The sequence below is a fragment of the Pseudomonas sp. 14P5.3.2 genome (assembly GCF_057799175.1).
Genome location: NZ_JBYOKU010000019.1, coordinates 33593 through 58591 on the forward strand (window position 1 = coordinate 33593; position 24999 = coordinate 58591).

22 protein-coding genes and 1 pseudogene are annotated in these 24999 nt (G+C 61.8%); 10 read left to right on the forward strand and 13 right to left on the reverse strand.

Annotated elements, in window-relative coordinates:
* Nucleotides 1-2: 2 nt before the first annotated feature.
* The 11 genes and pseudogenes from purD to gcbA all read right to left on the reverse strand — a co-directional run bounded on the left by purD (nt 3) and on the right by gcbA (nt 13369).
* Complete coding sequence (gene purD, locus AC27VU_RS16780) at nt 3-1298, reverse strand: phosphoribosylamine--glycine ligase (protein WP_103485973.1); 1296 nt, start codon at nt 1296-1298, stop codon at nt 3-5.
* 157 nt (nt 1299-1455) lie between these two features.
* On the reverse strand, nt 1456-3063 hold the full coding sequence (gene purH / locus AC27VU_RS16785; protein WP_103520952.1) for a bifunctional phosphoribosylaminoimidazolecarboxamide formyltransferase/IMP cyclohydrolase: 1608 nt from the start codon (nt 3061-3063) through the stop codon (nt 1456-1458).
* A gap of 82 nt (nt 3064-3145) precedes the next feature.
* Entirely contained in the window at nt 3146-3466 is a 321-nt protein-coding gene (gene fis / locus AC27VU_RS16790; protein ID WP_003221275.1) for a DNA-binding transcriptional regulator Fis, read from the reverse strand.
* Nucleotides 3463-4473, reverse strand: coding sequence for a tRNA dihydrouridine synthase DusB (gene dusB / locus AC27VU_RS16795; protein WP_003221277.1), 1011 nt, complete (start codon nt 4471-4473; stop codon nt 3463-3465). The genes fis and dusB overlap by 4 nt, the downstream gene beginning before the upstream one ends.
* A 185-nt stretch (nt 4474-4658) precedes the next feature.
* Nucleotides 4659-5951: a DUF3426 domain-containing protein gene (locus tag AC27VU_RS16800; RefSeq protein ID WP_488724485.1), complete on the reverse strand. Its 1293-nt coding sequence runs from the start codon at nt 5949-5951 to the stop codon at nt 4659-4661.
* Nucleotides 5952-5981: 30 nt separating this feature from the next.
* Nucleotides 5982-6860: a 50S ribosomal protein L11 methyltransferase gene (gene prmA, locus AC27VU_RS16805; protein WP_027613592.1), complete on the reverse strand. Its 879-nt coding sequence runs from the start codon at nt 6858-6860 to the stop codon at nt 5982-5984.
* Nucleotides 6861-7117: 257 nt separating this feature from the next.
* A complete protein-coding gene (accC, locus tag AC27VU_RS16810; protein WP_045122275.1) occupies nt 7118-8476 on the reverse strand; it encodes an acetyl-CoA carboxylase biotin carboxylase subunit in 1359 nt (452 codons plus the stop codon).
* 17 nt (nt 8477-8493) lie between these two features.
* Complete coding sequence (gene accB / locus AC27VU_RS16815) at nt 8494-8958, reverse strand: acetyl-CoA carboxylase biotin carboxyl carrier protein (RefSeq protein ID WP_024164417.1); 465 nt, start codon at nt 8956-8958, stop codon at nt 8494-8496.
* Between the two features lie 48 nt (nt 8959-9006).
* A complete protein-coding gene (gene aroQ / locus AC27VU_RS16820) occupies nt 9007-9459 on the reverse strand; it encodes a type II 3-dehydroquinate dehydratase (protein WP_003221283.1) in 453 nt (150 codons plus the stop codon).
* A 241-nt stretch (nt 9460-9700) separates the two neighbouring features.
* Nucleotides 9701-10207 (reverse strand): annotated as a pseudogene (locus AC27VU_RS16825) (methyl-accepting chemotaxis protein); the annotation flags it as partial.
* Nucleotides 10208-11725: 1518 nt separating this feature from the next.
* Nucleotides 11726-13369, reverse strand: coding sequence for a diguanylate cyclase GcbA (gcbA, locus tag AC27VU_RS16830; RefSeq protein WP_488724486.1), 1644 nt, complete (start codon nt 13367-13369; stop codon nt 11726-11728).
* A 435-nt stretch (nt 13370-13804) separates the two neighbouring features.
* On the opposite strand from gcbA, the gene AC27VU_RS16835 reads away from it, so the two are divergent.
* From AC27VU_RS16835 to AC27VU_RS16865, 7 genes are all read left to right on the forward strand, one after another.
* Nucleotides 13805-14872, forward strand: coding sequence for a DUF2333 family protein (locus AC27VU_RS16835; protein ID WP_003221286.1), 1068 nt, complete (start codon nt 13805-13807; stop codon nt 14870-14872).
* Nucleotides 14873-14875: 3 nt separating this feature from the next.
* Nucleotides 14876-15433 carry an NUDIX hydrolase gene (locus AC27VU_RS16840; protein WP_003221287.1) on the forward strand — a complete coding sequence of 186 codons (558 nt, stop codon included), beginning with the start codon at nt 14876-14878 and terminating at the stop codon, nt 15431-15433.
* A 188-nt stretch (nt 15434-15621) separates the two neighbouring features.
* On the forward strand, nt 15622-15993 hold the full coding sequence (locus AC27VU_RS16845; RefSeq protein WP_003221288.1) for a translation initiation factor Sui1: 372 nt from the start codon (nt 15622-15624) through the stop codon (nt 15991-15993).
* A 217-nt stretch (nt 15994-16210) separates the two neighbouring features.
* Complete coding sequence (gene speA, locus AC27VU_RS16850) at nt 16211-18124, forward strand: arginine decarboxylase (protein ID WP_003221289.1); 1914 nt, start codon at nt 16211-16213, stop codon at nt 18122-18124.
* Nucleotides 18125-18354: 230 nt separating this feature from the next.
* On the forward strand, nt 18355-19692 hold the full coding sequence (locus AC27VU_RS16855; RefSeq protein ID WP_488724487.1) for a type VI secretion system Vgr family protein: 1338 nt from the start codon (nt 18355-18357) through the stop codon (nt 19690-19692).
* The gene (locus AC27VU_RS16860; RefSeq protein WP_003221291.1) at nt 19689-20483 is read left to right on the forward strand and encodes a DUF4123 domain-containing protein; all 795 of its coding nucleotides are present in this window, start codon (nt 19689-19691) and stop codon (nt 20481-20483) included. The genes AC27VU_RS16855 and AC27VU_RS16860 overlap by 4 nt, the downstream gene beginning before the upstream one ends.
* A gap of 12 nt (nt 20484-20495) precedes the next feature.
* The gene (locus tag AC27VU_RS16865; RefSeq protein WP_488724488.1) at nt 20496-21371 is read left to right on the forward strand and encodes an alpha/beta hydrolase; all 876 of its coding nucleotides are present in this window, start codon (nt 20496-20498) and stop codon (nt 21369-21371) included.
* Here the strand turns inward: AC27VU_RS16865 and AC27VU_RS16870 are convergent.
* Both AC27VU_RS16870 and AC27VU_RS16875 read right to left on the reverse strand, forming a co-directional pair.
* Nucleotides 21365-22714, reverse strand: a complete 1350-nt coding sequence (locus AC27VU_RS16870; protein ID WP_488724489.1) for an MATE family efflux transporter — start codon at nt 22712-22714, stop codon at nt 21365-21367. The genes AC27VU_RS16865 and AC27VU_RS16870 overlap by 7 nt on opposite strands.
* Before the next feature lie 150 nt (nt 22715-22864).
* On the reverse strand, nt 22865-23158 hold the full coding sequence (locus AC27VU_RS16875) for a hypothetical protein (RefSeq protein WP_003221294.1): 294 nt from the start codon (nt 23156-23158) through the stop codon (nt 22865-22867).
* 159 nt (nt 23159-23317) lie between these two features.
* On the opposite strand from AC27VU_RS16875, the gene AC27VU_RS16880 reads away from it, so the two are divergent.
* The 3 genes from AC27VU_RS16880 to AC27VU_RS16890 are packed head-to-tail and all read left to right on the forward strand — an operon-like array spanning nt 23318 to nt 24990.
* The gene (locus tag AC27VU_RS16880) at nt 23318-23620 is read left to right on the forward strand and encodes a MazG-like family protein (RefSeq protein ID WP_007951009.1); all 303 of its coding nucleotides are present in this window, start codon (nt 23318-23320) and stop codon (nt 23618-23620) included.
* On the forward strand, nt 23620-24369 hold the full coding sequence (locus AC27VU_RS16885; protein ID WP_338800703.1) for a methyltransferase: 750 nt from the start codon (nt 23620-23622) through the stop codon (nt 24367-24369). Before AC27VU_RS16880 ends, AC27VU_RS16885 begins: the two co-directional genes overlap by 1 nt.
* Nucleotides 24370-24381: 12 nt before the next feature.
* Complete coding sequence (locus AC27VU_RS16890) at nt 24382-24990, forward strand: DUF4136 domain-containing protein (protein ID WP_488724490.1); 609 nt, start codon at nt 24382-24384, stop codon at nt 24988-24990.
* Nucleotides 24991-24999: the final 9 nt, after the last annotated feature.

The following is a 24999-nucleotide window of genomic DNA, read 5'->3' on the forward strand; positions in this document are numbered from 1 at the left end:
GCTTATTCCTGGGTTTCGCCACGTTCACGGGCAATGGCGCGGTAGCCAATGTCCTTGCGGTAGAAGCAGCCTGCCCAGTCGATGGCGGCGGCCAGCTTGTAGGCTTGCTGCTGCGCTTCGCTGACGCTGGCGCCCATGGCGGTGGCACAGAGTACGCGACCACCGGCCGTCACCACGTTGCCATCTTTGAGCGCAGTCCCGGCGTGGAAGACTTTGCCTTCCAGGCCTGCGGCTGCGTCCAGACCGTTGATCGCTGCACCCTTGGCGTAGTCGCCCGGGTAGCCGCCGGCGGCCAGCACGATGCCGACGCTCGGGCGTGGATCCCACTGTGCTTCAACCTTGTCCAGCGCTTGCGCCAGAGCGGCTTCGACCAGCAGAACCAGGCTCGACTGCAGACGCAGCATCACCGGTTGGGTCTCCGGGTCACCGAAGCGGCAGTTGAATTCGATGACTTTCGGGTTACCGGCCTTGTCGATCATCAGACCGGCGTACAGGAAACCGGTGTAGACGTTGCCTTCTTCGGCCATGCCACGCACGGTCGGCCAGATCACCTGGTCCATCACGCGCTGGTGCACGTCGGCGGTGACCACCGGGGCAGGGGAGTAGGCACCCATGCCGCCGGTGTTCGGGCCGCTGTCGCCGTCGCCAACACGTTTGTGGTCCTGGCTGGTGGCCATCGGCAGGACGTTCTTGCCGTCGACCATGACGATGAACGAGGCTTCTTCGCCGTCGAGGAATTCTTCGATCACCACGCGCGAACCGGCGTCGCCGAAGGCGTTGCCGGCGAGCATGTCACGCACGGCGTCTTCGGCTTCGGCCAGGGTCATGGCAACGATCACGCCTTTACCGGCGGCCAGGCCATCGGCCTTGATCACGATCGGTGCGCCTTTTTCACGCAGATAAGCCAGGGCCGGCTCGATCTCGGTGAAGTTCTGGTAGTCGGCGGTCGGGATCTTGTGGCGCGCGAGGAAATCCTTGGTGAAGGCTTTCGAGCCTTCCAGTTGCGCAGCACCGGCGGTCGGACCGAAGCAGTCCAGGCCACGGGAGCGGAACAGATCGACCACGCCAGCCACCAGCGGCACTTCCGGGCCGACGATGGTCAGGGAAACGTTTTTCTCGGCAAAGTCGGCCAGTTGCTCAAGGGCCAGCACGTCGATGGCGACGTTCTCGCACTTGGCTTCAATCGCGGTACCGGCGTTGCCCGGCGCGACGAAAACCTTCTGCACGCGCGGATCCTGAGCCACTTTCCAGGCCAGGGCGTGTTCACGGCCACCGCTGCCAATGATCAAAACATTCATTTCAAAAACCTCGGATGACGCTAATTCTGTGATGCACCGCAGAGATGCTTTTCTGTAGGAGCGGGCTTGCTCGCGAAAGCGGTGTGTCAGTCGAAACAGTTGTCGCTGACAGATTGCATTCGCGAGCAAGCCCGCTCCCACATTTGGATCGTGTTTATCAGTGACGGAAGTGGCGCATGCCGGTGAACACCATCGCGATGCCCGCTTCATCAGCAGCGGCAATCACTTCAGCATCACGCATCGAGCCGCCTGGCTGGATCACCGCAGTGATGCCGACCTTGGCTGCGTTGTCGATGCCGTCGCGGAACGGGAAGAACGCGTCCGAAGCCATCACCGCGCCCTGTACCTGCAGACCGGCGTGTTCAGCCTTGATCGCGGCGATACGTGCGGAGTTTACGCGGCTCATCTGGCCGGCGCCGACACCGATGGTCTGACGGTTCTTGGCGTAGACGATGGCGTTGGATTTGACGAACTTGGCCACTTTCCAGGCAAAGATCAGGTCGTGGATTTCCTGTTCGGTCGGTGCACGCTGAGTCACCACTTTCAGGTCGTCGGCGCCGATCATGCCGATGTCGCGGCTCTGCACCAGCAGGCCACCGTTGACGCGCTTGTAGTCCCAGGCCGGAACGCGATCCGCCGACCACTCGCCGCAGGCCAGCAGGCGCACGTTGGCTTTGGCTGCCACAACAGCGCGAGCTTCTGCGCTGACGCTTGGGGCAATGATCACTTCCACGAACTGACGCTCGACGATCGCCTTGGCGGTCTCGGCATCCAGTTCACGGTTGAAGGCGATGATGCCGCCGAAGGCCGACTCGGTGTCGGTGGCGTAGGCCAGTTCGTAGGCCTGGCGGATGCCGCCCTCGGCGTCCGGGCTCACGGCCACGCCGCACGGGTTGGCGTGCTTGACGATCACGCAGGCTGGCTTGACGAAGCTCTTCACGCATTCCAGCGCGGCGTCGGTGTCAGCCACGTTGTTGTACGACAGCTCTTTGCCTTGCAGTTGGGTCGCGGTGGCGATGCCGACTTCAGCAGGCTTGGCTTCCACGTAGAACGCCGCGCTCTGGTGCGGGTTCTCGCCGTAGCGCATTTCCTGAGCCTTGATGAACTGGCTGTTGAAGGTGCGCGGGAATTCGCTGCGGCCTTCGGTGCTCAGCACGTCGGCAGCCTGATTCACGGTACCCATGTAGTTGGCGATCATGCCGTCGTAGGCGGCGGTGTGTTCGAAGGCCTTGAGCATCAGGTCGAAACGCTGAGCGTAGGTCAGGCCGCCGGCCTTGAGGTTTTGCAGAACGTTGGCGTAATCGCTGGCATTCACCACGATCGCCACGTCTTTATGGTTTTTCGCTGCCGAACGGACCATGGTCGGGCCGCCGATGTCGATGTTCTCGATAGCGGTCGGCAGGTCGCAGCCTGGCTTGTTGATGGTGGCTTCGAACGGGTACAGGTTGACTGCAACCAGGTCGATCGGCTTGATGCCGTGCTCGTTCATGATCGCGTCGTCGATACCGCGACGACCGAGGATCCCGCCGTGGATTTTCGGGTGCAGGGTTTTCACCCGACCGTCCATCATTTCCGCGAAACCGGTGTAATCCGCGACTTCCACTGCGGCAACACCGTTGTCGCGCAGCAGCTTGAACGTTCCGCCGGTGGAGAGGATCTCGACGCCGAGGGCTTCAAGCTCCTTGGCGAATTCGAGGATCCCGGTCTTGTCGGAAACGCTGATCAAGGCGCGGCGGATCGGCAGGCGGGTAGTCTGGTCGGTCATCTCAATTTCCATCAAAAGCAAAGGAAGTCAGCAAAAAAGGCGACCGGTTTTACGCGGGCGCCTTTCTGGTTTGATTGAATGCTTACAGCAGATCGTACTGCTTGAGTTTCTTGCGCAGTGTGCCGCGGTTGAGTCCCAGCAGCTCACTGGCCTTGGTCTGGTTGCCCTTGACGTAGTTCATCACGCTTTCGAGCAGGGGAGCCTCGACTTCGGAGAGCACCAGGTTGTACACATCCGTGACGGACGCGCCCTCAAGGTGGGCGAAATAATTGTGCAGCGCCTTCTCGACACTCCCGCGAAGGGTCTGACCTTCTTCGCTCGGGGTATTGAGGTGCTGTTTCAAATTCACGTTGTCGCTCACGGGTGCTGTTCCACTCACTAAAGTCTCGGTCATCATCGTCATGCGGCCACCCCTTCTTCGTCCCCTGTCAGGCTCTTGTAACGTTCGGCGAAAAACTCCCGGACGTTGGCGCATTGTGTTTCCGTACCATCCAAACGATTGAAGTGGGCGCGAAACTCCCTGGCGCCCGGCAAGGTTGCGAGATACCAGCCCACATGCTTGCGGGCAATACGGACACCCATCACATCCCCATAGAAGGCGTGAAGTGCGGCCAGATGCTCCAGCAGGATGCGTTCCACTTCGCTCAGCTCCGGCGCCGGCAATTTCTCGCCGGTACGCAGGAAGTGTTCGATCTCGCGAAAAATCCATGGCCGCCCCTGGGCAGCCCGGCCTATCAGCAGGCCATCGGCACCGGTCGCGTCAAGCACGTAGCGGGCCTTTTCCGGCGAATCGATATCGCCATTGGCAAACACCGGCATCGACACCGCCTGCTTGATCGCGGCAATCGTGTCGTACTCGGCTTCGCCGGTGTACAGATCGGCGCGAGTGCGGCCATGCACTGCCAGCGCGGTGATCCCGGCCTGCTCGGCGATCTTCGCCACGGTCAGGCCGTTCTTGTTGTCGCGATCCCATCCGGTGCGGATCTTCAGGGTCACCGGCACATCCACTGCAGCGACCACGGCCTGCAGGATCTCGGTAACCAGTGCTTCGTCTTTCAATAGCGCGGAGCCGGCGGCCTTGTTGCAGACCTTCTTTGCCGGGCAACCCATGTTGATATCAATAATCTGCGCGCCCAGTTCGACGTTGGCCCGTGCCGCATCCGCCAGCATCTGCGCATCGCCACCGGCAATCTGCACCGAGCGTGGCTCGGGATCGCCTTCGTGGATCATGCGCATGCGCGACTTGCGGGTGTTCCACAGGCTCATGTCACTGGTGACCATTTCCGAGACTACAAGCCCTGCGCCCAGACGCTTGCACAGCTGACGAAAGGGCTGGTCGGTGACGCCCGCCATCGGGGCGAGAATCAAACCGTTCTGCAATGTATATGGGCCGATGCGTACCGCCGACATAGGACTTCCCTGAAGTGGGGCCGGATCATGAGAGTTCGAAAAAGGGTTGGCATGATACCCGCTCTCGATGACTGGATAAAGGCTGAATTGAACAAAATCTGAACAGTTATTCTGTTATTGCCAGCGGTTTGGTTGCCGCGGACGAAGTCAGAAAACTGCCGTCAAACCTGAAGCGATGAAGCGATTCACTCGGGCGAGTGGAAACTCAGGCTGTAATTCACCGCTTTGGGGCCTGGATCGAGAATATCCAGCGCGATGTGGATCGGCGTTTGCGGCGGCATTTCCGCCATGCCCTCAAGGTCGCCGTTGAGGTATTCGCCGGGTTTGAAGCGACGACTGGCGATCAGATGACCGTTGAGGTCGGCGAAACGCAGTTCCAGCAGCGGAAACGGCTGGGAGAACGTCGCGCGGTTGTAGATGATCGCATCCACCACCAGCGCCCCGCTGAATTCCGGATGGCTGCGCACCACCAGATTGCTGCTTTTGATTTTGCCGATGTCGACCTTGGACGGCACCGAGCAGCCGATCTGCGGACAGAACTGCTGGAACCATGGGCGGTACTGATCCTGCCGCGCCAGTTCGTCAAAATGATAGGCGATGTACTGACCTGCCAGACCGGCGGCGGCCAACAGCACCAGCAAGCCCCAGAGCAGGCGTCGGCCCCAGGGCGAACGGCGTTTCTGCCAGTCCAGTTGCAGCGGGTCGTCGGTCAGGTCCTGCAGCACTTCAGCGCGCACGCCGGGTTCGGCACGTTGACGTTTTTTGCGCAGCGGTGCGACCGATGGCAAGTCGTCATCGTCCGGTTCGACGTTGGCCGACAGGCGTTCGCGGCGGGCATTCGGGTCGATCGGGTCGTGCAGGCGCAGTTGCGGGATCGGCGGCTCGTCGTCCAGATCCACCGGCTCCAGCGACAACGAAGGCTCGGTGCGCGTGGTTTTCAGTGGTTCGGCTTCGACGATCTCAGGCTCGACTGCAGCTTCGGGCTCGGGCAGACGCTCATCGTCGCGTGCGCTGAACAGGCTGTCGCGCCACTCCGTTTCATCGCTTTCGTGGCTGTCGCGGCGGGCGCTCAGGGACTCTTCGCGCTGACGACCGAATTCGGTGGTCGGCTGGATTTCCCGTTGTTCGAGCCGGGCGAGTTCTTCGTCCAGATCGAGGCTGTCCAGGTCCAGTTCGTTGGCGCTCCATTGCTTCTGGCTGATGGCGCGCGGCGCGGGTGGTTCGTCGTTGACGGGCGCTTCGACCACCGGCGGCGGCTCGCTGACCACCGGCTGAGACGGTACTGGCTCGACCATGGCCGGCGCCACCGGGGTGACCGCGTCCTTGCCGGCGTGTTGTTCCAGCAGCTGTTTGGCGGCATTGAACACTTGCAGGCAGGCGCCACAGCGAACCACCCCGCGGGCCACGCTCAATTGAGCATGGCTGACGCGGAAGCTGGTTTGGCAATGCGGGCACTGGGTGACGAAGCTGTCAGTCATGCGGCGATCCGGATTATGCAGTCGGTCATTCTAGCGCCGGCGGCCGGTGATACGCACCCAGCCATCGCGATTGGCGATTGGGTCAAGATCGAAGTCCTGCGCATAGGCTGCAGCGACTTCTTCACCTTGTTCGGCGAGGATGCCCGACAGCGCCAGACGACCGCCGGTTTTCACCAGGCCGGACAGCTGCGGCGCCAGGGAAACCAGCGGGCCGGCCAGAATATTGGCGACCAGCACGTCGGCTTTGACCTGCGGCAGATCTTCCGGCAGGTACAGCGGGAACAGCTCATCGGCGATGTTGTTGCGCCCGGCGTTGTCGCGCGAGGCTTCCAGCGCCTGCACGTCGATGTCGGTGCCGACGGCTTCTTTCGCGCCGAGCAGCAGGGCGGCAATCGCCAGAATCCCCGAGCCGCAGCCGAAGTCCAGCACGTTGCAGTCCTTCAGGTCCTGGCCGTCGAGCCATTCCAGGCACAGTGCGGTGGTCGGGTGGGTGCCGGTACCGAACGCCAGGCCCGGGTCCAGCAGCAGGTTGACCGCGTCAGGTTCGGGCGCGGCGTGCCAGCTCGGCACGATCCACAGGCGCTGACCGAAACGCATTGGCTGGAAACCGTCCATCCAGCTGCGTTCCCAGTCCTGGTCTTCGATGACTTCGCTGTGATGCTCGGGCAGCGGACTGCCGGTCAGCAGTTCCAGATGCGCGAGCACCGGCGCAGGCTCGGTGCCGCCCTCGAACAGGGCTAGCAGGTGCGTGTGCGCCCACAGTGGGGTGGTGTTGAGTTCCGGCTCGAAGATCGGCTGATCTTCGGCGTCCATGAAGGTCACCGAAACGGCGCCGACTTCAAGGAAAGCGTCTTCGTAGGTTTCGGCTTGTTCCGGGCTGATGGCGAGACGTACTTGCAGCCAAGGCATGGCGGGCACCTTTGAAAAAATATGATTGCAGCCTAGCGGCCAGCGAGAAGCGCGCAAGTTTACGCGAGCGCGCAGGTTTTGTGGGAGCTGCATTTGACCCTGTGGGAGCGGGCTTGCTCGCGAAAGCGCTGTGCCAGACACAATAAAGGTATCTGATACACCGCATTCGCGGGCAAGCCCGCCCCCACAGGGTTTTATGAAACCTGCAGAAACAACAAAGCCGCCCGAAGGCGGCCTTGTCAGGTGCGGGCTGAAGCTTAGTGCTTCTCGCCAGCCAGCTTGTGCTCGAGGTAGTGAATGTTCACGCCCCCTTTGCAGAAGCCTTCGTCGCGGGTCAGATCACGGTGCAGCGGGATGTTGGTCTTGATCCCGTCCACCACGATTTCGTCCAGGGCATTGCGCATGCGGGCCATGGCTTCGTCGCGGGTGGCGCCGTAAGTGATCAGCTTGCCGATCAGCGAGTCGTAGTTCGGCGGAACCGCATAACCGCTGTACAGGTGCGAATCGACGCGAACGCCGTTGCCGCCTGGGGCGTGGAAATGCTTGACCGTGCCCGGGCTCGGCATGAAGGTTTTCGGGTCTTCAGCGTTGATCCGGCACTCCAGCGAGTGACCGCGGATAACCACGTCATCCTGAGTGAACGACAGCTTGTTGCCAGCGGCGATGCTGAGCATCTCCTTGACGATGTCGATACCGGTGACCATTTCCGAAACCGGGTGCTCCACCTGAACACGGGTGTTCATTTCGATGAAGTAGAAACGACCGTTCTCGTACAGGAACTCGAACGTGCCGGCGCCACGGTAACCGATGTCGATGCACGCCTTGACGCAGCGAGCCAGAACTTCCTGGCGCGCCTGCTCGTCGATGCCCGGTGCCGGCGCTTCTTCGAGAACCTTCTGGTGACGACGTTGCAGCGAGCAATCGCGGTCGCCCAGATGGATGGCGTGACCCTGGCCGTCGGACAGCACCTGAACTTCGACGTGACGCGGGTTGGTCAGGAATTTTTCCAGATAGACCATCGGGTTGCCGAACGCCGCGCCAGCTTCGGAGCGGGTCAGTTTCGCCGAGGCGATCAGGTCTTCTTCCTTGTGCACCACGCGCATGCCGCGACCACCACCGCCGCCAGCGGCCTTGATGATCACCGGGTAGCCGACTTCACGACCGATGCGCAGCGCCGTTTCTTCGTCTTCCGGCAGTGGGCCGTCGGAACCTGGAACGGTTGGCACGCCGGCTTCGATCATCGCGTGCTTGGCCGATACCTTGTCGCCCATCAGGCGAATGGTGTCGGCTTTCGGGCCGATGAAGGCGAAGCCGGAGTTCTCGACCTGCTCGGCGAAATCGGCGTTTTCCGCGAGGAAACCGTAGCCCGGGTGAATGGCGGTAGCGCCAGTCACTTCAGCGGCAGCGATGATGGCCGGGATGTGCAGGTAGGACTGAGCGGCAGAAGCCGGGCCGATGCAGACGGATTCGTCTGCCAGACCCAGGTGCATCAGCTCTTTGTCGGCCTTGGAGTAAACGGCGACGGTCTTGATGCCCATCTCTTTGCAGGCACGCAGAATCCGCAGGGCGATCTCACCGCGGTTAGCGATCAGAACTTTTTCCAACTTCGCAGTCATCAAAGGCTCTCCGCAGTTCAAACGATGGTGAACAGCGGTTGGTCGTACTCAACCGGCTGGCCGTCTTCGACGAGGATGGATTCGATCACACCGCTGGTTTCAGCTTCGATGTGGTTCATCATCTTCATGGCTTCGACGATGCACAGGGTGTCGCCTTTCTTCACGGTCTGGCCGACTTCAACGAAGGCTGGCGAGGTTGGCGAAGATTTACGGTAGAAGGTGCCTACCATTGGCGAGCGGGCCACGGTGCCGTTCAGTGCTGGAGCAGCAGCGGCAGCCGGAGCGGCAGCAGCCACTGGAGCGGCAGCGGCGGCAGGTGCGGCGGCCGGAGCCTGCATCGGCGCCGGAGCGTAGTACTGCTGAGCCGGGGTCTTGCTGTGACGGCTGATACGTACGGACTCTTCGCCTTCCTTGATCTCGAGCTCGTCGATGCCGGACTCTTCCAGCAATTCGATCAGTTTCTTAACTTTACGGATATCCATGAATCATCAACTCCCAAGGGTCGGTCAGGGGCGTTTAACGCTTGTGGTTCAAGCTGTTGCCTGTGTTTCAAGCTGCTCTAGTGCGGCCTCCAGGGCCAGTCGGTAACCGCTGGCGCCAAGGCCGCAGATCACTCCCACCGCTACATCGGAGAAGTAAGAGTGATGGCGGAAAGGTTCGCGCTTGTGCACGTTGGACAAATGCACTTCGATGAATGGGATGCTCACTCCCAGCAGCGCGTCACGTAATGCGACGCTTGTGTGCGTAAAAGCTGCTGGATTGATCAGAATGAAATCGACACCTTCGCCGCGAGCGGCATGGATGCGGTCGATCAATTCGTACTCGGCGTTGCTTTGCAGGTGCAGCAGATGATGGCCGGCTTCACGGGCGCGGCGCTCCAGATCCTGATTGATCTGCGCCAGGGTCGTTGAACCGTAGGTGCCGGGTTCGCGGGTGCCGAGCAGGTTCAGGTTGGGGCCGTGCAGCACCAGTAGCGTTGCCATCTGCGTGTTCCTTGTTATGAATGAGCAGTCGTCAGAACCCGGCGACTATGCCGCAAAGACTTTGTGACTGTCCAGTTCTCTGCAATAGCCAGCACGATGACCGATGTTTACGCGAAATTTGTGACTGAGTAATTTGATCCGGTCATTTGTGGTGACAGCAATACCGCCTTCGCGAGCAAGCCCGCTCCCACAGGGGTACGCATTCCAATGTGGGAGCGGGCTTGCTCGCGAAGGCTATTTGTCAGACGCGGAAGGCTTGCACGGCGGTATGCAGTTGTCCGCCCAATACCAGCAGGTTCTCGCCCTGTTCGCGACCTTCGCCGATGCGCAGCAGGTTATCCCCGCCCAATTGATGAATCCGCTCGCTGTGGTCACGGATCTCGCTGACCGCACCGCTTTGCTGGGCGGTGATATCGGCGATGCGGATCGCCGTGTCGGAAATGGTCTGGATCGCACCGACGATTTTATCCAGCGCGCCGTCCGCCGCCTGCGCCTGATTGGCCGTGGCTTCGGCGTGTTCGACCTGCGCGCGCATGCCTTCGACCGATTGTCGGGCGGCGGTTTGCAGGCCGGCGATCAGCGTCTGGATTTCCGCCGTTGCGCCGGCCGTGCGTTGCGCCAGTGAGCGCACCTCTTCGGCCACCACCGCAAAACCACGACCCATTTCCCCGGCCCGCGCCGCTTCGATCGCTGCGTTCAGGGCCAGCAGGTTGGTCTGGTCGGCAATCGAACGGATCACCGTCAGCACGCCACCAATGGTCGCCGACTCTTCGGCCAGGTGCTCGATCATCTGCGCGTTGCCTTGCACCTCGCCGACCAGTGCGTGCAGCCCGGTGAGGCTCTGGCCGATCACGGTCTGTCCATGTTCGACCGCCAGCCCTGCATGGCGGCTGGCGTCCGCGGCCTGGCGCGCATCACCGGCCACTTGCTGGATGGTCGCCTCCAGTTCGCCGAGGGAGTCGCGGATCAACGCGGTATCGCCGGCCTGATGTTCGGCGCCGCTGTGCAGCTCGTTGCTCAGTTCGGCGAGGGTACGGCTGCTGCCGGCGACTTGTTCGGCATTGCCGCGAATCGTGCCGACCAGATCCACCAGATAGGCGCGCAAGCGATTGAGCGACGCTTCGATGTCGTGCAGCTCGCGGTTGGTCTTGCCCAAATGAATGTCGTTGCTGAAGTCGCCCTCGGCCCAGGTCGACAGTGCCGGGGCGAGGTTGGTCAGGGTGCGGGCGAGGCGCCGCTGCAGGGTGTCGATCAGCAGGGCGATCAACAGAATCAGGCCGATCATCACGCCTTGCATCAGGCGCACTTCGCCCTGGATCTGCCCGTGCTGCGCGCGCACCACCGGTTCGAGGCCGGCGATGGCCTGTTGCACGGCGGCGATCTTCAGGTGGGTGGCGGTGCTCAGGTCGGTGCGTTTCTGGATCTGCTCGCGGGTGCGTTCCAGCTCCGCCGGATAGCGTCCGAGCAGGCTGTTGAGTTCACGCTTGAGGCTGACACCAGCGTCTTCGGCGGCGGCTTTTTCGTTGCTTTCGATGCCCATCATGGCGGCAAAGTCATCGCTGCCGGATTCGTTCTTGGCGACCACGCCGAGCAGGGGCAGGGCATCGATCACCTGCGCCTGGGCGCGGATGTTGCTGACCTCGCGCTCGACGTCGGCGGCCAGTTCACTGCGGCCGCTGCTGACCAGTTTGTCGCGAGCCAGCGACAGCTTGCCCAGATGCTGCGAGGCGGTGAGCAGGGGTGTCAGGTACGTCGCGTTGCCATTGGCGTAGGTGCTGAGCTGATCGAGGCTGGCGCTCAGTTCGCGTTCGGCCTGCAACAGCAGTGCCTGCGGATCACCGGCCAGTTTGCCGGCTGCGAGCAGGTCGGTTTTGCTGAATTCTTCGAGGCTCGACAGGCTTGGGCGCAGGGTCTCGGCCAGTGCCGGTGGCAGTTCGCCGAGTTCCTTCTGCAAGCCGTCGATGGCCTGGCTGGCGCTGCTCAGGCGCAGGGCGTCGCCGCTGGCGAGGTAATCCTCGACATTGCGCGCCACATCATTCTGAAATTGCTGCGACAGGCCCAGGTAGCGCTCCATCAACAGGTACGGACGCTCCAGGGCTTTTTGCGACCACCACAGCGTCGCGCCGAGGGCCACGCAGACGGCGACCAGCAGCAGAGTGTTGAGATTGGTGAGCAACTTCAGGCGCATGACGGCTACCAACGGCAGAAATGGTAAGCGCCTGAATTTATTGCGGTTCTGTTACAGGGTTATGACCGAATCGGTGGATTACGATGAAAAAGTGGCACTTTGCTTTGATCCGTACGCGGTCTGTACCCGATTGCGTCCGGCACCTTTGGCGCGGTACAGCGCCTCGTCGGCCTGGCTGGCCATCATCAGGCTGTCGGAGTCCTCTTGCATTTCCACCACGCCGGCGCTGAAGGTGCACCACAAATCCTGCGGTTGCGCCGGGTAGTGGATTTCGGCGAAGCGCTGGCGGATCTCGTCGAGCACTTTGTGCGCCGCTTCTATGTCGGTGTCGGGCATGACGATGGCGAACTCTTCGCCGCCGTAACGACCGATAAAGTCGGTCTTGCGCAGCCGTTGCTTGAGGAACAGCGCCAGGCTCTTGATCACCCGGTCGCCCATCGGGTGGCCGTGGCTGTCATTGACTCGCTTGAAGTGGTCGATGTCGAGCATGGCAAAGCTCAGTGGCTTGTTCTCGCGGCGCGCGCGGAACGAGCAGTCTTCGAGTAATTGCAGGATGTGCGTGTGGTTGTACAGGCCGGTGAGGCTGTCCCGGACCATTCGCGCCTTGAGGTTGCGCGCACGGGCAGCGCGGTTGCGCACGGTGGTAATCAGGTGCCGCGGCTTGATCGGTTTGGTCAGGAAGTCGTCGCCGCCCTCGCTCATCGCGTCGAGCTGTTTATCCAGATCGTCCTCGGCGGACAAGTAGATGATCGGCACGCTGACGTAGCGGTCGTTGTGGCGAATGACCTTGGCCAGTTCGGTGCCGGTGCAGGCCGGCATGTACATGTCGAGGATGATCAGGTCCGGCTGGAAATCCGCCAGTTCGGCCATCGCCTGGATCGGTTCGATCAGCGTGCGAGTGACGATCCCGGCGCTGTTGAGCAGGCGCTCGGTGTGCAAGGCCTGGGCGCGGGAGTCGTCGATGATCAGCACTTTATAAGGTTCGTACTGGGCGACGCAGGTCAGGACTTCGATCTTCTCCAGCAGACTCGAGGCTTCGAGAGTACCGGTGAGGAACTCCTGGCCACCGGCACGCACGGCGGCGAGGCGGGTCGGGGTGTCGGTTTCGTGCAGGCTGAAAAACAGCAGCGGCAGCGGTTCTTCCAGACCGACCTGGGCTTCGGCGGCCAGTTGCAGGCCGACGCCGGGCCCGCTGAAGTCAACGTCCATGACGATCGCAGCCGGCAAGCGCTCGACCATCGAGGAGCGAAACGCCGCGACACTGTCCAGCGCCTGCGCGGTGAGGCCGAAAAATTCCAGCTGCTTGGCCAGCCGCTCGGCGCGGTCGTAATCCTGCAACATCACGTAGATCGGTTTGCGCAACGGCGGCAGGAAGGTCTGGTCGAGTTGATCGCCATGGCGCAGACCGGTGCGCGACAGGCGCTGCATCAAGCGATTGAGATCGGTGATCAGGCCACTGCTCAGGCGGCCGCGATTGGCGTCCACCGCTTCCAGCGACTGGCCGATATGACGCGCGAGTTGCGTGTGCTCAGGCTGCTCGAAACGCTCGGCAAAACGCAGCAGGCGCAGATTGGCCTCGCTCAGTTCGGCGAGGTCGGCAGTGGACCACTCACTGCGTTGCAGGCGCTGCCATATCTCAAGAATCTGACGTGCCTGATGAATTACCCGCTGGGCAAAGTGGTGCTTGAGGCGCTCACGGCTGGGGTCTTCTGGCTCGGTCATATCCTGACTACTAGTTAGGGTGCATGCTGAGATCGACTGGTGGCTCTATGCTAGCACCTCTTTTCCCTTACATCAGTGTCGTGCGTCAATAATCTGCGATGCGACACAATTCAGTTTCTGACTGGCGGGTTTCAAAACGGACCTGCTCGTCGGGCAAGTCCCCGAATGCCGGGGGTATGAGGTGGCCGGCGGGATCATTCACATGACTTTTCGCTGCGGCTGACATAAAGCTCTTGAATGGTTTTTGCGTGCTTGAAAAACCGTTCGGCGAAGGATTTTTGCCGGTGCGGTATCAGGTATTCCCCTAGACTCTGACGGATGCTTCGTCCGCGCCGCGGATTTGCTGCTTATCTTTACGGGCGGGTGCCGGCCTTGGCACGTTGTTGTATGGTTGTGGTCGAACCGTTGAACCCAAGTGATTGAAAGGATATCGCCATGCTGGACTGGAAGAACCGCGCGGGCAGCGCGCCTGAACGTGCCGCCGAGCCCAAGTCGGCCACCCGCAGCTATTTCGGCGGCCTGTTGTTCAGCCGTGCGCTGGCCACACTGGTCGGCATTTACCTGTTGGTGACCATCGCCCTGGGCATTTACTGGAGCGAGGAGCCGGCGCTGTTCCCGGTGGCGCAGAACGCTCAGATTGCGGCCGAAAAAGAAGGCAAGCAGATGGTCGTCGGCTACACCACGGTCGAAACCCTGAAAACCGTTGCCGGTACTTTGCTGAACAAGCCGGGCGGTTACATCGCCAATGACCGTTTCCCGCCGGGCCTGTGGATGGACAACATGCCGAGCTGGGAATACGGCGTGCTGGTGCAGGTACGTGACTTGACCCGTGCCCTGCGCAAGGACTTCGCCCGCTCGCAATCGCAGTCGGCCGAAGACGCCGATCTGGCCAAGGCCGAGCCGCGTTTCAACTTCGACAACAAGAGCTGGATCCTGCCGTCGAGCGAGTCGGAATATCAGGAAGGCATCAATTCCCTGAGCCGCTATCAGGCGCGCCTGTCCGATCCTTCGCAGAAAAACGCGCTGTTCTATGCTCGCGCCGACAACCTGAACAACTGGCTGGGCGATGTCGGTACACGTCTCGGTTCGTTGTCGCAACGACTGTCGGCCAGTGTCGGTCGGGTCAAGCTCAACACTGCGCTGAAGACTGAAGTCGTGGCGCCGGGGCAGGTGCCACAGGTCGATGAGGAAGTTGTGGAAACTCCCTGGATGCAGATCGACAACGTGTTCTACGAAGCTCGCGGTCAGGCCTGGGCCCTGTCGCACCTGTTGCGCGCCATCGAGGTGGACTTCGCCGATGTGCTGGCCAAGAAGAACGCCACGGTCAGCGTGCGTCAGATCATTCGTGAACTGGAGGCCTCGCAGCAGACAGTCTGGAGTCCGATGATCCTCAATGGCAGCGGTTTCGGGATTCTGGCCAACCACTCGCTGGTGATGGCCAACTACATTTCCCGGGCCAACGCAGCAGTGATCGATTTGCGTCAACTGCTCAATCAGGGCTGAGTCATGGTCGAGAGCGCCAAAGAGGCGGCCCACCGCGCCGCCTCCGATGCCGAACAGATCGCCTGGGTCGACGAGCAGGACAACCTGCTCGGCGCCTTGGTGCGGGCCGATTTGCGTGAACGCGGGCTGATCGGTCGCGGCACCTACATCATGCTGTTCAATAGTGCTGGTGAGCTTTGCGTGCATCGGCGCACCTTGAGCAAGGCGATCTATCCCGGTTACTGGGATGTTGCGGCCGGCGGTATGGTGCAGGCCGATGAAACCTACGCCGAATCCGCAGCCCGGGAGCTGGAAGAGGAGTTGGGTGTGAGCGGGGTGGAATTGACCGCCCACGATCATTTCTTCTTCGAAGACACCGGCAACCGTCTGTGGTGTTCGGCATTTTCCGCGGTGTGGGACGGCCCGCTGAAACTGCAGCCTGAAGAAGTGCTGGAAGCACGCTTTATTCCGGTCGAACAGGTGATGCGCGAAATCGAGCAAAAGCCTTACTGTCCGGACTCTCTGGCCGCGTTGAAGCGCTATCTGAAGGCTCAGCAAAGCGACGTCGCAAAGAACTCATAAATTGGCGCCGATTGGCTCTTAGCAATTGCGCTTTTTGCCGTTACACTGCGCGACCTTTTCAAGCTGCACCGACCTGCTTTTGTTGAAGCGCACGGTGCAGTAGCGCTGCCCCTGCCTGAGTGGGGCTTCGCGGTCGATGACCTTGCCCAAGGTTGCGATCAGTCTTTGTCCTCCCAAGAGGATTGCCGGTGGCCAAAAAAGCCGCATCCTTCGCCGCCCTTGGTGGCCTGGTATTTTCCACCGACGCAGGTCGTCATTGCCCGGAATGCAGTAAGCCGGTGGACGCCTGTATCTGCAAACAAACCGTGATCCCGGCCGGGGACGGCATTGCCCGCGTGCGTCGCGAGAGCAAGGGCCGTGGCGGCAAGACGGTGACCACCATTACCGGCGTGCCATTGGCCGAAGACGCCCTCAAGGAGCTGGCGACAACGTTGAAGAAACGTTGCGGCACCGGTGGGGCGTTGAAGGACGGGATCATCGAAATCCAGGGCGATCATGTCGAGCTACTCTTGGCTGAACTGATCAAGCTCGGTTTCAAGGCGAAGAAGTCCGGCGGCTAGCAGCCTCTGTGAAAACCACCTGCGGCTTGATCCGGCTCTGAAATGCTCAGCGCCGGCGTCGTCTCCATGGTTTTCACAGAGCCTGTTCATACCGGTTTCTAAACTACACGCGGTCAGCGCGGTCTACCGCCGCGCTGACGAATCGTCATTTTCATTCTTTAGACTGCGCCGGCCTGCGATCAGGCGGCGCACTATGACTTCTTTATAGGGGACTTCGATGTCCGTACGACGCACACGTAAAGACGATGGCAGCCAATGGACAGTTGCGGACAGCCGCAGTGTTTACGGGATTCGCCATTGGGGGGCCGGGTATTTCGCGATCAATGACGCCGGTCGCGTCGAAGTTCGTCCGAACGGCCCGAGCAGTTCGCCTATCGACCTGTTCGAACAAGTCGACCAACTGCGCAAGAGCGGCTTGTCCCTGCCGTTGCTGGTACGTTTCCCCGACATCCTGCAAGACCGTGTCCGTCAGCTGACCGGTGCTTTCGACTCGAACATCGAGCGCCTGGAATACCAGAGCAAGTACACCGCGCTCTACCCGATCAAGGTCAACCAGCAAGAAGCGGTGATCGAGAACATCATCGCCACCCAGAACGTTTCCATCGGTCTGGAAGCCGGCTCCAAGCCTGAGCTGCTGGCGGTGCTGGCGCTGGCGCCGAAGGGCGGCACCATCGTCTGCAACGGTTACAAGGATCGCGAGTTCATCCGTCTGGCGCTGATGGGCCAGAAGCTCGGCCACAACGTGTTCATCGTGATCGAGAAAGAATCCGAAGTCGGCCTGGTGATCGAAGAAGCCGCCTCGCTGAAGGTCAAGCCACAGGTCGGTCTGCGCGTGCGCCTGTCGTCGCTGGCGTCCTCGAAGTGGGCGGACACCGGTGGCGAGAAATCCAAATTCGGCCTGTCGGCGGCGCAACTGCTGTCGGTGGTCGAACGCTTCCGCGCTGCCGGCCTCGATCAGGGCATTCGCCTGCTGCACTTCCACATGGGCTCGCAGATCGCCAACCTGGCTGACTATCAGCATGGCTTCAAGGAAGCGATCCGTTACTACGGCGAACTGCGCAACCTTGGCCTGCCGGTCGATCACATCGACGTCGGCGGCGGTCTGGGTGTCGACTACGACGGTACTCACTCACGCAACGCCAGTTCGATCAACTACGACATGGACGATTACGCCGGTGTCGTTGTGGGCATGCTCAAGGAATTCTGCGACGCGCAGAGCCTGCCGCACCCGCACATCTTCTCCGAAAGCGGCCGCTCGCTGACCGCCCACCACGCGATGCTGGTGGTGCAGGTGACCGACGTCGAGAAACACAACGACGAAATCCCGCTGATCGAAAACAAGGAAAACCTGCCGGAAACCGTGCAGTGGCTGGTGGACCTGCTCGGTCCGACCGACATCGAGATGGTCACCGAGACTTACTGGCGCGCCACGCACTACATGAGCGACGTGGCTTCGCAGTACGCTGACGGCAAACTGACCCTGGCGGAAAAAGCCCTGGCCGAGCAGTGCTACTTCGCTGTGTGCCGGCGCCTGCACAACTCGCTGAAGGCGCGTCAGCGTTCGCACCGTCAGGTGCTCGACGAACTCAACGACAAGCTGGCCGACAAGTACATCTGCAATTTCTCGGTGTTCCAGAGCCTGCCGGACACCTGGGCGATCGACCAGGTGCTGCCGATCATCCCGCTGCATCGTCTGGACGAAGAGCCGCTGCGTCGTGCCGTGCTGCAAGACCTGACCTGCGACTCCGACGGCAAGATCAACCAGTACGTCGACGAGCAGAGCATCGAGACCAGCCTGCCAGTGCACGGTCTGAACGAAGGTGAAGACTACCTGCTGGGCGTGTTCCTGGTCGGCGCCTATCAGGAAATTCTCGGCGACATGCACAACCTGTTCGGTGACACCGACTCGGTGAACATCTACCAGAACGCCGATGGCAGCGTGTACCACGCCGGCATCGAGACCCACGACACCATCGAAGACATGCTGCGTTATGTGCACTTGTCGCCGGAAGAACTGATGACCCACTACCGCGACAAGTGCGCCAGTGCCCGTATCAGTGCCAGCGAGCGCACGCAGTTCCTCGATGCCTTGCGTCTGGGTCTGACCCGCTCCTCCTACCTGTCTTCCTGAGTCAGGTCTGTTGCACCGGGTTGTCTGAAATTTTTCCGCAAACTGCGGAAAATTCGGATGACCCGGTGGGACATCTCCCAAATTCCCCGCGAAAAGACTGCATGACATCGCCCGTGAAGTCATCCGGTCTGCTTTTCGCGTAGGTCATTTCCTAAGTTGTACTTCAGCTCTCTACTCGGCCATGGCTCTCGGCGAGAATCCCCGGCCGTCCCTCCTGTAGAGATCCGCCCATGTTCGAATCAGTCAACGAGCCGTCGTTTCGTCTCGATGTAGCGGGGCTGCCCGACCCCTTCGAGGTGCTGGCCTTTACCGGGAGTGAGGGCATCAGCGAACCCTTCGTTTTTGCGATCGATCTGTTGATCGATGATCCGCAACTGGACCTTGCCGGTCTGCTTTTCCGCTCGGCGTTCCTGCAGTTCGGCCCCCTGCACAATGGCTTGAACGGACAATTGCAGAGTCTCGTCCAGCACGAGCACGCTGAGGGTTGCCGCTTGTGTCGGGTGACGCTGGGGCCGAAGCTGAGTTGCCTGGCGCTACGGTTCAGCCAGCGGATTTTCAGCAACCAGTGCGTGCCGCAGATCCTTGCTCAGGTGCTCAAGGAGCACGGGATCATCGGTGGGCAACGACGCTTTGATTTGCACTGCGATTACCCGGTGCGCACTTTTTGTACCCAGTACTGCGAATCGGATCTGCAGTTTGTGCAACGCCTGTGCGCGCAGGCCGGGATTCATTACTACTTCGAGCACCGGCCCGACGGGCACTGTGTGGTTTTCGCCGATGATCCTGCGCGCCTGCCCGTGGCGGGTGTGGCGTCTGTGGACACGGGCGCGAGTGCGGCGACGGTAAGACGCTGGCAGATAGAGATGAATGCGCCGGATGCGGGCGCGCATCCCGCCCGGATCGGCAAAGCTTACGGCCACAGCGATCTGCCGACCTTGCGCAGCGCGCAGTGGCTGGCGCTGACCGAACATCCGTTTACCGAGTGCAACCGCCGCTGGTTGCTGAGCCGGATCGAGCATCGTGCTGACCCCGCCAGCGAGCCGTCATACAGCAATCGGATCGTTGCCGCCGCCCAGGCGCCACTCCCCCCGCTGGCGAGCACTTGTACCCGACCGCGGATGCACAGCCTGCAACGTGCCTGGGTGGTGACGGTCGATGAACCACAACCTGACGACCTGCGACCAGTGGCCGTGCAGTTTGACTGGCTTTACCAGGGCGAAGGCGCTGCCGCCAGCCACTGTTGGCTGCCGCTGGCGGCGGCGTTGAGCGACACGTCGCTGGCATCGTTGCGTGAAGGGGTCGAAGTGGTGGTGAGTTTTCATGAGGGCGATCCGGATCAACCGGTGATCAGTGGTGTGCTGCAGGAACCGGCGGTGATCGAAGACGTCGACGAGTCATTGGCGCTGCCGGACGTGCTGGCGAGTGCGGGTCTGGCGCAATGGCTCCAGTCCGCCGAACCGCTGTTGCTGTTGTGCCTGTTGCCCGGCGGCGGCAGTTACAACCACTGCACGGCGTCGATCTGCAGTTGCCGACTGGTCGCGTCGCTGGATCAGGGCGGCGCCACTTGAGCGGCGTCGGGTTTGCCCAGCAGGCACAGTGGCTGTTGCTCGACGCCACCGACGCGCAGCAGGCGTTGGCGACACTGCGTCAGGGGTTCGCCGGAGTACGTTGCACGCGGCTGCTCGAGGGCACCGAGTTTCAAGCGGTGAGCGAGTACGGGCCGCTGCTGGTCGAGTTGCACGAGAGTCCGGCACTGGCTGCGCTGTGTCACCGCGATCCGCAGACCTGGCGCGGTCTGCTGCTGGCCAGCGATGCTTCGCAGCAGACACTTCTGAACCACTTGCGCCGGATGCTCAGCGTTTCGTTCGGGCTCAACCACCGTGCCTTGCTCGGTTACTACAACCGGCAGACAGCGAGTTACTTCTTCGATGCCTGTGATGCCGCCGACTTGAGTCGCTGGCTCGGGCCGATCCGGCTGATGCGCTGGTTCGGTGGCACCTGGGCCGACCTCGCTATCGGCAGTCAGGGCTGGCAGCAACTGCGCAATCCGCAGTGGGCGGTCGAGCCGTTGGGGATCGACGAAAGCCTTACCCATCGTCAGCGCGAACGTTTGCAAAGTTGCCTGTTGGAACACCACATCTGGCGCTGGTGCCAATCACTCGGAACCGACTACACCCGGATGGCCTCCCATGTGCAGGAGGGGCTGACCCTGGGTTTCAGTGACCGAACCGTGCTGGATGGCTGGTTGTGGCTACGCTTGCAGCATCCCCGAGCGGGATTGCCAGGCGTGCCGGACGGGCTGACCCAGCAGGAACGGCTCGACCATGTGCGGCGACAGTGGCAGAACGATCAATCTTGAGGTGCGACATCCATGACAAATCCTCTGTGGCAGCGGTTCGGCGCAGTCCTCGGCGGGTTTCTGCTGCTGGTGCTGACGGGATGTTCCCCGGTCAAGGTGCTCAATGCGCTGACCCCCGACGACACGTTCCACAAAACCGCCGGGATTGCCTATGGCGATGATCCGCGACAGAAACTCGACGTCTACGTGCCGCGCCAGCCGCTGGAGGACGCGCCGGTGGTGGTGTTCTTCTATGGCGGCAGCTGGAACAGCGGTGAGCGTGGCGATTACGCGTTTGTCGGCGAGGCGCTGGCGTCGCGGGGAATTGTCGCGGTGCTGGCGGATTATCGGCTGTACCCGCAAGTGCGCTATCCGCTGTTTCTTGAAGACTCGGCGCGGGCGGTGGCCTGGACCCGGGCGCATATCCGCGAGTTCGCCGGCAACCCGCAACGCCTGTATCTGATGGGCCACAGCTCCGGCGCCTACAACGCCGCGATGCTGGCGTTGGACCCCGGCCTGCTGGGGGCGGTGGGCATGTCGTCGAAAGACCTCAGCGGCTGGATCGGCCTGGCCGGGCCGTATGACTTTTTGCCGATCAACAATACCGACGTGCGCCCGGTGTTTTTCTGGCCGGACTCACCGCCGCAATCGCAGCCGATCAACCACGTCAGGGCGGGCGAGCCTCCGGCGCTGCTGATTGCTGCGACCAAGGACAATCTGGTCAACCCGACGCGCAACACCGCCGGCCTCGCGAAAAAACTGCGTGAGGTCGGCGTGCCGGTGCAGGATCTGTATTACTCGCGCCCCAATCATGTGACGCTGGTGGCGACCCTGTCGCGGCCGCTGCGGCGGCTGGCGCCGGTACTCGAGCAGGTCGTGGCGTTCGTCAAACACACGCCGACTCAGTGAGTGGCGCCGCTGAACCAGCCGTCGTTGCGCCGCAGCCACAGGGCGAAGGCGCCGAGGGTCAGGCTGCGCAAGACCATGAACAGCAGGAACGTTATCCACAGCCCATGATTGCCCAGCCCTTGCAGCGCCCAGGCGAATGGCAGCAGCAGGGCGATGGTCAGCAGCATGCCGTTGCGCATTTCCCGGGCACGGGTGGCGCCGATGAACAGACCGTCGAGCAGGTAGCTCCAGACCGCAATCAGCGGCAACACCGCCAGATACGGCAGGTAGATGAACGCGGTGTCGCGCACGCTCTGGATGTCGGTCTGCATCTCGATGAACAAGTGCCCACCCAACAGAAACAGCGCGGCGAAACCGAGGCTGGCCAACAGCGACCAGCCGCCGGCCACCACCAGTGAGCGGCGCAGGGCGAGCCGGTCGCGGGCGCCGATGGCGTGGCCGCACAAGGCTTCGACCGCATGGGCCAAGCCGTCCAGCGCATGCGCGGTCAACAGCAGGCCATTGAGCAGCAAGGCATTCGCCGCAACTGTGGCATCGCCCAATCGCGCACCTTGCACGGTGATCAGGAAAAACACCGATTGCAGCGCCAGGCTGCGGATGAAGATGTCCCGGTTGACCACCAGCAGCGGGCGCCAGCTCTGCCACACCTTCAGCGTTGCCCAGGCGATGTGCCCGGGATAGGCGCGCAATGCGCCACGGGTCAGCCAGAGGCCGAGCAGGGCGCCGCTCCACTCGGCGATCACCGAGGCCCGGGCCGAGCCGACCACCCCCCATTCCAGACCTATCACGAACCACAGGTTGAGAGCGATGTTGATCAGGTTGGTGGTCAGCAGAATCGCCAGTGGCGCCCGTGCATTCTGGGTGCCGAGAAACCAGCCGACCAGGGCGTAACTGGCCAGCGCTGCCGGCAAGCCGAATAGCCGGGTGTGGAAGAACTCGCGGGTCAGTTGATCGAGTTCTGCCGATGGCTGCATGAAATGCAGGGCCACACCGCTCAACGGCACGCCGAGAATGCCAAGCACGATTGCCAGTCCCAGCGCCAGCAGCAAACCCTGCAACAGAATCTGCCGTAACGCCGCGCCATCGCTGCGCCCGGCGGCCTGAGCGGCAAACCCGGTGGTGCCCATGCGCAGAAAACCCATGGCCCAGGCAAGAAAGGTGTAGAGGCTGGCACCGACTGCCACCGCGCCCAACTGATGGGCGTGGGGCAGGTGGCCGATGACGGTGCTGTCGACCAGCGCCACCAGCGGTACGGAAATATTCGAAAGAATCATCGGCGCAGCGAGCGCCCAGACCTTGCGGTGAGTCGGGCGGTCGCGCCAGTCGGCGATCAGGTTGGACATGGAGGCTCCTTGGGGGAGCGAGGATTGTAGCGATTCATGCGACCTATTGTGGGAGCGGGCTTGCTCGCGAAGGCAGTGTGTCAGTCAAAACAGCTTTTACTGATCTGACGCTTTCGCGAGCAAGCCCGCTCCCACAGGGGAAGAGAGGTGTCAGTGGATGATCCAGCTCAACAACCACAACCCCAGCAGCAACCAGATGATCCCGGCAATGATCGACGCATTCATGAACGCGCGAATCGCCGACCACAGCAGCATCAAGCCGACAATCAGCGCGAGGATGCTGATGATCGAGGTGTCCATGCCCAGCGTCTTGGCCAGACCGTCGACAAAGTTGCCCCCGGCATGGCTCAGCACATTGAACAGGCCACTGAGGCCATCAACGATAAAGCGGATGACCGAACCGAGCGCCTGGCCGAGCCATTCGAAAAAGCTTTCTACCTGCATGTGTGCATCCTGATGAAAGAGCTGAGCCTTGGGCCACAACGCAGGTGGCCGAGTTCCCTGCAACTATAGAGGGTTTGCCTCAATCCTGTGTGGGAGCGACGCGTGCCCCTTGCCTTCGTTTGGCATCCCCCCGAAGCTATACGCCTTCAGGAGAACCCGATGAACCTTGTTGAACTGACCGAACGCCTGCACGCCATTCGCGACCGCAATGACTGGCGGCAATTTCACAGCCCGAAAAACCTCGCCATGGCTGCCAGTGTGGAAATGTCCGAGCTGGTGGAGATCTTCCAGTGGCTGACTGAAGACCAGTCGCGCCAGTTGCCAGCGGACAAACTGGCGCATGCCGGGCAGGAAGTCGGCGACATCGTCTTGTATCTGTTGCTGCTGTGCAGCGAGTTGGGGCTGGACATGAATGAAGTGGTGCGCAGCAAGCTCGCCGACAGCGAACGGCGGTTCAGCTGATGAGCGACCGGCATTTCGATCAGTTGGCGACCCGTTTCGCCGAAAAAATCTATGGCGGTGCCAAAGGCGCGATTCGCCTCGCAGTATTGCAGGCCGATCTTGCCGAAGCGTTGCCGGATCGACCGTTGCGCGTGCTGGACATCGGCGGCGGTCTGGGCCACATGTCGCTGTGGCTGGCCGAGCGCGGCCATGAAGTGACCTTCACCGAGCCGGCTGAGCCGATGCTTGAGGGCGCCCGTCAGCGCTTCGCCGAAGCCGGGCAGAGCGCAACGTTCATTCAGGCGCCGTGGCAGGAGCTGCTCGGTCAGCTCACCGAGCCCTACGATCTGGTGATCTGCCACGCGGTGCTCGAATGGCTGGCCGAACCGCATGCGATCCTGCCGGTGCTGCATCAACTGACCAAACCCGGTGGCTGGTTGTCGCTGGCGTTCTATAACCGCGATGCGCTGATCTACCGCAACCTGCTCAAAGGCCATTTCAAGAAAATGCGCAAGAACACCCTGGCCGGGGAAAAGCAGAGTCTGACCCCGCAACAGCCGCTCGATCCACGAGAATTGGCAACGCAACTCGAAGGGTTGTGGCAGGTCGAAAGCCAGAGCGGGATCCGGGTTTTCCATGACTACATGCCGGTGGAATTCCAGGCTCGCGCCGAACTGGTGGATTTGCTGGAGATGGAGCTCGCTCACCGTCGCCACCCAAGCTTCGCCGGGCTTGGGCGTTATTTGCACTGGATCTGCCGGCCGATCTGATCGGAGCACCACATGAAAGCTCAATCCGGGTTATTGCTGATCTGTCTGGGGTTGGCTGCCTGCCAGGGCAGCAACCCGTATGTAGCGCAATCACGGCCCTTGCCACCGGCGCCGCCTCAAGCCGCCAACACCTTTGATCGCAGCGCCTATCCGGCGCCACCGCGTGATTACGGTCGCTATCGCAGCTGGACCTGGCTCAACGGCCAGTTGCCGCCGGGCACGGCCTGGGCCGATTCGGCGCAAGTGGCCGAAGCGGTGAGCAATGCACTGGATCAGCGCGGGTTGCGGCCGTTGCACGACAACCGTCCGGCCGACCTGCTGGTCAGCGCCAATCTGCGTCTGGAAACCCGCTTGCGTCAGGTCCAGGACGATTACGGTTACGGCGGATACAGTGGCTATGATCGCTACGGGCGCGGTTACGGCATGTACAACAGCGTGCCGATTGTTCGCACTTATCAGGAGCAGGTCGTGGTGGTGCAGGTCAATCTGTTCGACGCAGTTACCGGTCAACCGGTGTGGAGCGCCAGCGGCGAGACCGCCAATCAGGGTAGTCAACTGGTTCGCACCGATGCGATTCGCGAGGCTTTGGAAAAAGCCCTGTCGGCCTATCCGCCGAGCTAGACTTCAGGT